General features: G+C 53.7%; 12 protein-coding genes. 10 read left to right on the top strand and 2 right to left on the bottom strand.

Translation table 11 applies throughout. The annotated features are described in order from the left end of the window. Positions 1–3 precede the first annotated feature (3 nt). Entirely contained in the window at positions 4–1185 is a 1182-nt protein-coding gene (gene purK / locus NVIE_RS02545) for a 5-(carboxyamino)imidazole ribonucleotide synthase (protein WP_227717447.1), read from the bottom strand. 94 nt (positions 1186–1279) lie between these two features. Here purK and purC point away from each other — a divergent pair, with 94 nt between their 5' ends. Further along, complete coding sequence (purC, locus tag NVIE_RS02540) at positions 1280–2119, top strand: phosphoribosylaminoimidazolesuccinocarboxamide synthase (RefSeq protein ID WP_075053878.1); 840 nt, start codon at positions 1280–1282, stop codon at positions 2117–2119. 283 nt (positions 2120–2402) lie between these two features. Continuing rightward, positions 2403–2936, top strand: coding sequence for an ArsR/SmtB family transcription factor (locus NVIE_RS02535; protein WP_075053877.1), 534 nt, complete (start codon positions 2403–2405; stop codon positions 2934–2936). A 348-nt stretch (positions 2937–3284) separates the two neighbouring features. Here the strand turns inward: NVIE_RS02535 and NVIE_RS02530 are convergent, their stop codons facing one another. Further along, positions 3285–3704 carry a DUF371 domain-containing protein gene (locus NVIE_RS02530; RefSeq protein WP_227717446.1) on the bottom strand — a complete coding sequence of 140 codons (420 nt, stop codon included), beginning with the start codon at positions 3702–3704 and terminating at the stop codon, positions 3285–3287. 102 nt (positions 3705–3806) lie between these two features. Here NVIE_RS02530 and NVIE_RS02525 point away from each other — a divergent pair, with 102 nt between their 5' ends. From NVIE_RS02525 to NVIE_RS02490, 8 genes are all read left to right on the top strand, one after another. Beyond that, positions 3807–4025, top strand: a complete 219-nt coding sequence (locus tag NVIE_RS02525) for a hypothetical protein (RefSeq protein WP_075053875.1) — start codon at positions 3807–3809, stop codon at positions 4023–4025. Positions 4026–4175: 150 nt separating this feature from the next. Continuing rightward, positions 4176–4913, top strand: coding sequence for an archaeal proteasome endopeptidase complex subunit alpha (gene psmA, locus NVIE_RS02520; RefSeq protein ID WP_075053874.1), 738 nt, complete (start codon positions 4176–4178; stop codon positions 4911–4913). A gap of 48 nt (positions 4914–4961) precedes the next feature. Continuing rightward, positions 4962–5621: a peroxiredoxin family protein gene (locus tag NVIE_RS02515; RefSeq protein ID WP_075053873.1), complete on the top strand. Its 660-nt coding sequence runs from the start codon at positions 4962–4964 to the stop codon at positions 5619–5621. A gap of 13 nt (positions 5622–5634) precedes the next feature. Then, the gene (locus NVIE_RS02510; protein WP_075053872.1) at positions 5635–6474 is read left to right on the top strand and encodes a putative RNA uridine N3 methyltransferase; all 840 of its coding nucleotides are present in this window, start codon (positions 5635–5637) and stop codon (positions 6472–6474) included. A 52-nt stretch (positions 6475–6526) separates the two neighbouring features. Further along, positions 6527–7525: a 50S ribosomal protein L3 gene (locus NVIE_RS02505; RefSeq protein WP_075053871.1), complete on the top strand. Its 999-nt coding sequence runs from the start codon at positions 6527–6529 to the stop codon at positions 7523–7525. 1 nt (position 7526) lies between these two features. Continuing rightward, positions 7527–8336 (top strand): 50S ribosomal protein L4, encoded by an 810-nt coding sequence (gene rplD / locus NVIE_RS02500; RefSeq protein WP_075053870.1) that lies wholly within the window; start codon positions 7527–7529, stop codon positions 8334–8336. A 1-nt stretch (position 8337) separates the two neighbouring features. Beyond that, positions 8338–8670, top strand: coding sequence for a 50S ribosomal protein L23 (gene rplW, locus NVIE_RS02495; protein WP_227717445.1), 333 nt, complete (start codon positions 8338–8340; stop codon positions 8668–8670). Positions 8671–8737: 67 nt separating this feature from the next. Continuing rightward, entirely contained in the window at positions 8738–9145 is a 408-nt protein-coding gene (locus NVIE_RS02490; RefSeq protein WP_075053869.1) for a 30S ribosomal protein S19, read from the top strand. Positions 9146–9149 lie beyond the last annotated feature (4 nt).

The raw sequence follows: 9149 nt of genomic DNA, 5'->3' as shown, positions 1-9149 counted from the left end.
CTGCTATCTTGCCTCCGTCGCCGGCACGAGTGTGATAGCATTGCGCGCCTTTTTAGCCCTTGCTAGGGCCTCTTTTACAGTCCTGCCGGTCGCCGTGATATGGCCGAGCTTTCTGCATGGTTTTGATACCTTTTTGCCATAGATGTACAGTTCCGCCCCGGGCACCTTCATCATAGCGTCAAGGCCGGTAACTGCGTACACGCCGTCAAAGCCCTCCGGGCCCAGTATGTTTATCATGACCGCCGGCGACAGCAGCTCCGGCTTTGCCAGCGGCAGGTCAAGCACCGCCCTCAAGTGCTGCTCAAACTGCGAGACCGAGCAGGCCTCGTTGGTGTAGTGGCCCGAGTTGTGGACGCGGGGCGCAATCTCGTTTACCAGCACGTCGCCTTTTTTCGTGACAAACATTTCGATGCCAAAGATGCCTGCGCCGTGCAGCACTTCCATCGTCCTCTTTGCCAGCCTTATCGCTTTCTGCTCGACCTTGCGGCTGATCTGCGCCGGCGCAATCGTGGTGTCAAGGATGCTGTTTTTGTGTATGTTTTCGACGACTGGAAACGACTCTATCTGCCCAGAAGGGTTCCTTGCCACCATTATCGACACTTCCTTTGTAAAGGGGACAAACTTTTCCAGCATGACTTGCCTGCCCTTGAAATACTCGTAGGCTCTGTGCACGTCGTCCCCGGACTTTATCACAAAGTTGCCCCGGCCGTCGTACGAGTCCTCTGTCGCCTTTAGCACCGCGGGAAGCCCGAATTTCCTGCATAATTCGTGCAGGTGTTCCTCCGATTTTACAAGCTCAAAGTCTGGGACTGCTATCCTGTGCTCTTTCAAAAACGACTTTTGGCGGTGCTTGTTCTGGATGATGCGCAGGGTCTCAGGGGCCGGCCTGACAGGATAGCTTTTTTCCTCAAGCTGCTTGAGTGCAGAGGAGTTTGCCAGCTCGATTTCATAGGTGAGCACGTCGCATTTTTCTGCCAGCCTCATAATCGCGGCCTCGTCCTTGAAGTCGGCGACGATCTGCTCGTCGGCTATTTTTGAAGCGGGGCAGCCTTCGGTCGGGTCGAGCACTATAACCTTGAACGACATGCGCCTTGCCTCGTGCGCTATCATCTTGCCAAGCTGCCCGCCGCCGATTATCCCGATGCAGGTCTGCCGTCCCATAGAAAGCGCGTCGCTCTTGAACAAGCCCGCCGTTGGTTCGTACAGGCGCCGTTAAAAGCCTTTCAAAAAACAACAACGACAGATAAGCAGATATGCCATAGCACGCAACAATCCGGCGTTGAGGCTCATCCGCAAGGGCAAGGTCAAGGACATCTACGAGCTTGACGACGACGGCAACAATATCCTCTTCCATTTCTCAGACAGGGTGTCGGCGTTTGACGTCAAGATGGCAACTCCCATACCTAGAAAGGGAGAGGTGTTATGCAGGTTTGGCGAGTTCTGGTTCAACACCCTTGGCACGCCCCACCACATGCTGCGCGTGCAGGACAAGGACAAGATGGTGGTAAAGAAACTGGCCATGATTCCTGTAGAGTGCGTGGTGCGTGGGTATTTCTACGGCAGTTTTGCCGACCGCTACAAGGACCACCTCGGCAAGAGCCTCCCTGCAGATTACAAGCCGGTGATGGCCGGCAGGCTTCCAAGGCCGATATTTGACCCGACTACAAAATCCGAGGAGCACGACATGCCAGTCAACAAGGAGCAGGCAATCTCTATGGGCCTCGTATCAAAAGAGGACTATGAATTCCTCGAAAAGACGTCAATTCTACTCTATGAAAAGATGAGTGCAATAGTCGAGAAGGCAGGCTTTATCATCGCAGACGTCAAGTTCGAGTTTGGCCGCGACGAAAGCGGCAGAATAGTCCTTGGCGACTCGCTTGGGCCTGACGAATACCGGCTCTGGCTCAAGGCGGATTACTCGCCGGGCAGGATGCAGGAGGCGTACGACAAGCAGCTTTTGCGCGACTGGCTCATCAAGACGGGATTCAAGGCAGAGATTGACAGGCTTGCCAAGGAAGGCAAAAAGCCCGAGCCGCCCACCGTGGCGCCTGAAATAGCAGGCGAGCTTTCAAGGCGCTACATACTTGCGTACGAGCGCATAAGCGGCAGAACGCTCTAACCGCTCAATCCGCCACCTTGTTTTTGCACCCTTTTGCACATGCTGCGTGCTTGCAGGCGGCCCTATTGCCTGCCAGGGCCATTTTTGCGCGCCTGCCGACATGACTTATCATAACATTATCATAACAATAGTATCATTTCATTGCAATGAACTAAAGACGATTGGGTTGATAACCCTACTATCTATGCTGAATTGCAACTATTGACATGATTGTAATTAACCAGCAGGGCAAAACAATCAGACAAGCGCACTTTACTATGCACACATCATCTTGTACTCACATATGGCAGATGCACTGTTCCAAAAGGACGTAAGAGTAAGGCGCGTGACCACCTTGAACCACGCGGCCGCGCAGGGGCTAAGCGACCCTGCAAGAATGCGAATACTGGAGCTTGTAAGCCACAAGCCCATGAACGCAGAGGAAATCGCAAAAGCGCTTGGAAACGCTGGCGTCAAAAAGGCCACGACCACGGTCAGGCACCACCTTGACGCGCTCAAGGAGGCGGGCCTGATAGAGGCGGCAAGGATGGTCGAGGTCAGGGGCGCGGTGATGAAGTACTATTCTGCCACGCTTCGCGTGTTTGACTGCCAGGCGCCGGCAGACCTTGACAGCAAGGCTTTGCGGCTGATTGACGATGTGAGCGGCAAGCTGGCAAAGGTGCTAAAGAGCGTGCACGAAGACAAGCGCTTTTTGGCGCTTGACAAGGACGGCAAGTGCCGGGAGTTTCTCGCCCTTGAAATCATCAACGCGGCGCTTGCAAGGGCGATGGAAAGGCCAGAATACAAGGAACTGACGGCGGCAGGTCAAAAGAAGTAACTGGCAGACAGGTTTTGCTGCAAATTACTTCTTTGACATATACACACAAAGCCCTCAAAGCAATTTACCGCATAGAACAGGGTTGATGCGGCGACTTGCAAAAAGCAATACAAGAACATGATGATTTAATTATTTCTTTTAAGGCTTGACCACGTGTACGTACAAGAGCCACGCACACATGCACAATACGGTGGAATCCTGCGTGCGGCACTTGATCTTGCCTGCCATGCAAAAGCCCGATTATGCACAGCCGTGCTCAAATTATGCATTTATGCACGCTCGAAAAACCTGGCTATGCAGATGTTGCATTGTTGGATGACTATTATTTTTCGGACAACATGACACTTTTTATTCAACTGTTATTCGGAATATGCCCTTTGTGCCAGGATCTTGGAGCGCCTTGACCATGCCGCGCGGTATGTCAGACGACGCCTTGTCGCACCTGACAGAAAGCGTCCGCGGGCAGACGAAATTTGTCTTGCGGATCACGATGTCGTGCTTGTTCTCTAGTGTCAGGCGCTCGTCGCCGGCGCCGCTTATCTCACAGACGTCGTTTCCCACGATTATCTCTATTTTTACATGCGAGCCGCTCCTTGCCAGCTTGCGCTTTATCTTTTCGTCAACGTCGGCGCACGCCTTTTCAGCCCTGACGCCAATTATGCAGTCGCCCCTCAGAGTCAGGTGCTCCTCTTTTGTTATCTCGACGGTCCTTGCATGCAGCGACTGGACGTTTGGGTGTCCAAAGAACGCGATCTCGTCCTGCAACACGACATGCCTTTGTTTATTCATGCGATATTAAAGTCAATCTTGTGAATGCTAGAAATGCAGTAAGCAATTCTTATTTAGCCGAATGCGCCTTTACGCAGTAGGATGACTACGTCGTTCAAGCAAAGACTGGAAGACTTTGCGTACAATCACCCGACGCTTGTGGCCTTTGCCATTGCGACGGCCGCTGTCTCTGCCCTGGCATTTGCCTATTCGATATTTGCTGCTGGAGCGGCAGGCGTGCATTACGTGCACAACGACGTCGCGCAAGTTGCATTCCATTCCGCCGCTACTGATGCAAAACCGGGTTGCCTTTACGCCTAGAAAACCCTTCCAACCTTCTTTGTCTGTACACGTGTTTTCCGCTATAGATAGCCCAGTTTCTGCGTACCAAGCTCTAAAGAATCCAATTAGATGAATTGCACGAAAAACGAGGTAAACTTAAATTAAACGGGAGGAGCAAATTAGCTCGAATTGTTACCAGCAGCAGCAGGCTATGACCGAGCAATTACCGTATTTTCGCCAGACGGCAGGCTTTACCAGGTAGAATACGCCATTGAAACCGTAAGGCGCGGAACCCTTGCCATAGGAATCAAGGCAAAGGACGGCGTCGTCCTCGCAGTGGAGGAGAAGACGAGAAAGCTCCAGATTAACAACGTCACACAAAAGATCTTCCAGGTCGACGACCACATTGGCGTCGCTGCGGCAGGCTACATCCCTGACGCAAGGACCCAGGTGGACCACGCGAGGTTCTTTGCGCAGAGCAACAGGCTCATCTACGACGAGCCAGTAGACGTCGAGGGCGTTGCCAAGAACATCGCCGACATGGCCCAGCAGTTCACGCAGTATGCAGGCGTGAGGCCGTTTGGCGTCGCGCTCTTGCTTGCAGGAGTCGACAAGAACGGCGCAAACCTGTTCCTCACAGACCCGTCGGGCACCTACATCGGCTATGACGCTATGGCAATAGGCGCAGGGAGCGACCAGGTCACCGACTTCCTCGAAAAGTCATACAAGCAGGACATTTCGCTTGCAGAGGCGGCTTCGCTTGCCGTTGAATGCATCTACCTTGTCAGCGAGGACAAGTCCAGCACCAAGCACATGAAGATGGCCATCATCGACACCAAGACAAAGGCCATGCGCAAGGTCGAGGACGAAGAGCTGGAAAAGTACGCGGCTTCTGCCAAGGAAAAGGCTGGCAGGCACCCGGCCTGAAAATCCCGGTAAGGTTAATTTAGCGAGACAAGAATTAGCGTACTGCATATGGCAGTAAAAGTAGGCGCAAAGGCTCCGAACCTGCACGTTTCCACATGGGTGCAGGGCAAGCCCACAAACATCGACCAGGAAAAGGGCAACGTTGTAGTTGTCGAGGTATTTCAGGTAAACTGCCCCGGCTGTTTTATGTACGGCATCCCGGAGGCAATAGAGCTTTACAACAAGTACAGAGAAAGCGGCTTGACAGTGCTTGGCATGGCTACCGCGTTTGAGGACTATGACAAGAACACGCTTGAAAACCTGCAGAAATTGTTGATGACTGGCGAAGTCATTGGCGAGACGCAAAAAGCGTTGTCGATGTACGGCCAGCTGAAAGGCGGCAAGCTGCCGTACAAGATACCGTTTCCGGTGGGCATGGACATGCTGAAAAAGGAAAACGGACAGATAACCGAGAGCAAGATAATGGACGTGATTGAGGCAAACGTGCCGGACTATCGCTCGTACAGCGAGAAGGACAAGAGGGTGATGATCGAGCGAGTAAAGATGTACCTGCAGGGCAAGGAATATTCTGCCAAGACGTTTGAGGAATATGCCATGCGCGGCACCCCGACTTCGCTTGTAATCGACAAAAAGGGCAACCTGCGCCACAACCTCTTTGGCGCGACAGGATACCTTGAAACCATAGTCGAAGAGCTCCTAAAAGAATAAAGGCAAAAAAATCATGCAAGACCTCTGGGTGGCGATACCCGACTCTTCGCTGTCAGACGAGCAGACCAAGCGCGACAAGAGCGTCAAGATAGCCCAGTTTGCGCGCGCCTGCTCTATCTTTCGCGTAAAGCGCATCTATATCTACCACGACCCGCTGTCACAGTTTGAGAAAGAGGACCCTGTTCTTCTGCGCACGGTGCTGCGCTACCTTGACACGCCGCAATATCTGCGCAAGATCCTGTACCCAAAGATGAGCCAGCTGGAATTTGCAGGTATACTGCACCCGATAAAGGCTCCGCACCACAAGCCCGCGCAGGACATCAAGACGGTCAGGGCCGGCGACGTGCGCACTGGCGTAATCGTAAAGATAAAGGGCGCGCTGTTTGTGGAGGCGGGCCTTGGCGCGCTCGTGCCGTTTGACGGGCAGGGCTTTGAGGGCAAGAAGGTAAACGTCAAGTTCACGCAGCCGCACCCGAACCTGCGCGCAGTGGAGGCCACAGAAGAGGACATCTTTGAGTACTGGGGCTACGAGGTCAAGGAGGTGCCGTCGGTGGTAAAGCTGCTGAGCAGCATGGAAAAGACCGTTGCCATTGTCACGTCGAGAAAAGGCAGCTACTTCAAGAACGTCGAGGCCAAGCTTGGCGAGCGCATCAAGGCAAGCGAAAACGTGCTTGTCGTGTTTGGCGCGCCGAGGCACGGCGTGCATGAAATCCTTGCAAAAGAAGGCTCCAATGCGCGTGCCGAGTTTGTCGTGAACATGTTTCCAAACCAGGCCACGGAAACGGTGCGACTTGAGGAGGCGATCCTTGGCACGCTTGCGATCCTGAACAGCTCTATTTTGTCCAAGAACTAGCTTTTTTCACTGAATAATTTATAAAAGGAAGCGCAAGACTGATGCGTTACCTATGGGTCATCGTAAGTATAGCGCCCCAAGAAGGGGTAGTGTAGCCTTCCGCCCAAGGGCCAGGGCAAGAAGCCTCGAAGCGAGGGTCCGCACTTGGCCGGAAATGGCTGGAGAGAAGAGCTCCCTATTGGGATTTGCAGGTTTCAAGGCTGGTGGTATACACGTTCTAACCATCGACGACAGGGAAAAGACTCCGAACTTTGGCAAGCAGCTGCTAAACGCTGCCACAGTCATTGCGACTCCGCCGATGAAGATAATCGGCATTCGCGCCTACAAGGCAGACTTGTACGGGCAGCATGCAATCTTTGACGTCTATGCAAAGGACCTGCCAAAAGAAATGTCGCGCAAAATCGACATCAAGCAGGCCGACGACGCTATGGCAAAGGCCGAGGCCAAGGTCGCGCAGGCAAGCTCCGTCATGGCGATAGTTGCAGTTTCTCCAAGCGCGGTCGGCATTTCTCAGAAAAAGCCGTTTGTCTTTGAGCTGGCAGTTTCAGGCAAGGACGCAAAAGCGCAGTTTGAATACGTCAAGAGCATCCTTGGCAAGGAGATGAAGGCAAGTGACATTTTCCAGGCGGGCCAGAATGTCGACGTCTTTGGCATAACGCGCGGCAAGGGTGTCGAGGGTCCAATCACCAGGTTTGGCGTCAAGCGCAAGCAGCACAAGTCGAGAAAGAGCGTGCGCGCAGTAGGTACGCTGGGCCCGATATCTCCGGCTGTTGTCATGTACACGGTCGCAAGGCAGGGCCAGCGTGGCTTCCACCAGAGGACCGAGTACAACAAGCGCATTTTGATAATGTCAAACACTGAAAAGGACGGCCAGAGCTCCATCAACCCCAAGGGCGGCTTCAAGCACTTTGGGCTGGTCAAGGGCGATTACATCGTAGTCCGGGGCTCGGTGCCTGGCGTTCCAAAGCGCCTGATAAAGATGAGGCACCCCATACGCAACCTTCCAAAGAAGGTGCAGGAGCCAAAAGTTCTGGAGGTAGTTGTTCAATAACATGACAAAGGCAACAATAACAGGCATTGACGGCAAGGACGCAGGAAGCATCGAGCTTCCAATTGTTTTCGACACGCCGTACAGGCCGGAGGTAATCCACAAGGTGTACGTCAACCTCGCTTCGCACGCATACCAGAGGCAGGGTCGCTATCCCGGCGCAGGCGAGAACGTCTCTGCAGAATCCCGGAACACTGGCCTTGGCATTGCGCGTCTTGCAAGGGCGCGGGGCGAAGGGTTCCCAAGGGCAGGCCAGGCAGCAGGCGTGGCAGGCGTAAGGCACGGCAGAGTTGCGCACCCGCCAGAGTCATGGAAGCACATTTACAAGAAAATCAACCACAAGGAAAAGCAGCTTGGCCTCTGCTCCGCAATAGCGGCGACTGCAAGGCGCGACCTCGTAGAGGGCCGCGGACACAAGCTCGCAAAAGATGTCAAACTGCCGATAGTCGTTTCAAACGACATTGAATCCGTCGCAAAGGCAAAAGACCTGATAAAGACGCTTTCAGCGCTTGGCCTCGCAGACGATCTCGCACGCGCAGGCTCGACTCACAAGGTCCGCTCCGGCACCGCAAGGCGCAGGGGCAGGTCCGCAAGGGTCGGCACAAGCGCGCTCGTGGTCGTTGGAAACGACGCCAAGGCTCTTGCAATAAAGTCAATACCGGGTGTCGAGGTCAAGACCGCAAGAGAAATCAGCGTCCTGGATCTGGCTCCGGGCTCAAAGCCGATCAGGCTGGCAGTGTTTTCGCAGAACGCAATTGAGCAGCTCAAAGACGTCAAGGCTCCGATGCACAAGGTAATGGAGATGGTCAGATAAAATGAGCAAGGCAGAAAACAACAACAGCACCAAGCCAGCAGCAGCGGCTGCTGCGCCGGCAAGCACAATGACGGCAGAAGAAGCCACAGTCATAATACTGGCACCGTACGTCACAGAAAAGACGTTCAACCAGATAGAGAAGGAGAACAAGCTCTCGTTCATGGTTGCAGAGCACGCGTCAAAGCACCAGATAATTGAAGCGATGCGCATACTCTACGAGACAGAGGCATCAGAAGTCAACACGGCGCGCACAATACAGGGCAAGAAGGCGTTTATCAAGTTCAAGGAGCCGGAAGGCGCAAGGAACCTTGCGACAAAGCTGGGACTGGTGTAATAGCGGCATGATGATAACGCTCGCTAGGTTTAAAAATGGAAAAGCAACCGAGGAGAGAGTGATATAGTTGGTACGCGAATTCAAGTTCAAGGGCTATACGCCCGAGCAGTTACAGTCACTGTCTATAGAGAACCTTTTGCCGCTTCTCAACGCACGGCAGCGCAGGTCGCTTGACAAGCGCGTCGGCACGTACATGAACGACGAAAAGAGGAAACTCCGTGAAAAGATAAAGCTGGCACGCGACGGCAAGCTAAAGGGCGCAATAAGGACGCACATCCGCGACATGATAATCCTGCCGGACATGATCGGCCTCACGATAAACGTCCACAACGGCAAAGAGTTTGCGGCAGTCGCAATCAGGCCGGAAATGGTCGGACACTACCTCGGCGAATACGCGATAACGAACAAGAGAGTCCAGCATGGCGCACCAGGTGTCGGCGCTTCGAGGTCCAGCCTCTACGTCCCGCTGAAGTGATGCA

The organism is Nitrososphaera viennensis EN76 (assembly GCF_000698785.1).
Lineage (GTDB): Archaea > Thermoproteota > Nitrososphaeria > Nitrososphaerales > Nitrososphaeraceae > Nitrososphaera > Nitrososphaera viennensis.
The sequence above is the reverse complement of the archived record's forward strand: the minus strand, read 5'-3'. Positions and strand labels throughout refer to the sequence as shown.

Excerpts from the sequence above, each read along its gene's own strand:
- NVIE_RS02535 (WP_075053877.1), top strand. The coding sequence starts at position 2,403 with ATGGCAGATGCACTGTTCCAAAAGGACGTAAGAGTAAGGCGCGTGACC.
- NVIE_RS02525 (WP_075053875.1), top strand. The coding sequence starts at position 3,807 with ATGACTACGTCGTTCAAGCAAAGACTGGAAGACTTTGCGTACAATCAC.
- NVIE_RS02515 (WP_075053873.1), top strand. The coding sequence starts at position 4,962 with ATGGCAGTAAAAGTAGGCGCAAAGGCTCCGAACCTGCACGTTTCCACA.
- NVIE_RS02510 (WP_075053872.1), top strand. The coding sequence starts at position 5,635 with ATGCAAGACCTCTGGGTGGCGATACCCGACTCTTCGCTGTCAGACGAG.
- NVIE_RS02505 (WP_075053871.1), top strand. The coding sequence starts at position 6,527 with ATGGGTCATCGTAAGTATAGCGCCCCAAGAAGGGGTAGTGTAGCCTTC.
- rplD (WP_075053870.1), top strand. The coding sequence starts at position 7,527 with ATGACAAAGGCAACAATAACAGGCATTGACGGCAAGGACGCAGGAAGC.
- rplW (WP_227717445.1), top strand. The coding sequence starts at position 8,338 with ATGAGCAAGGCAGAAAACAACAACAGCACCAAGCCAGCAGCAGCGGCT.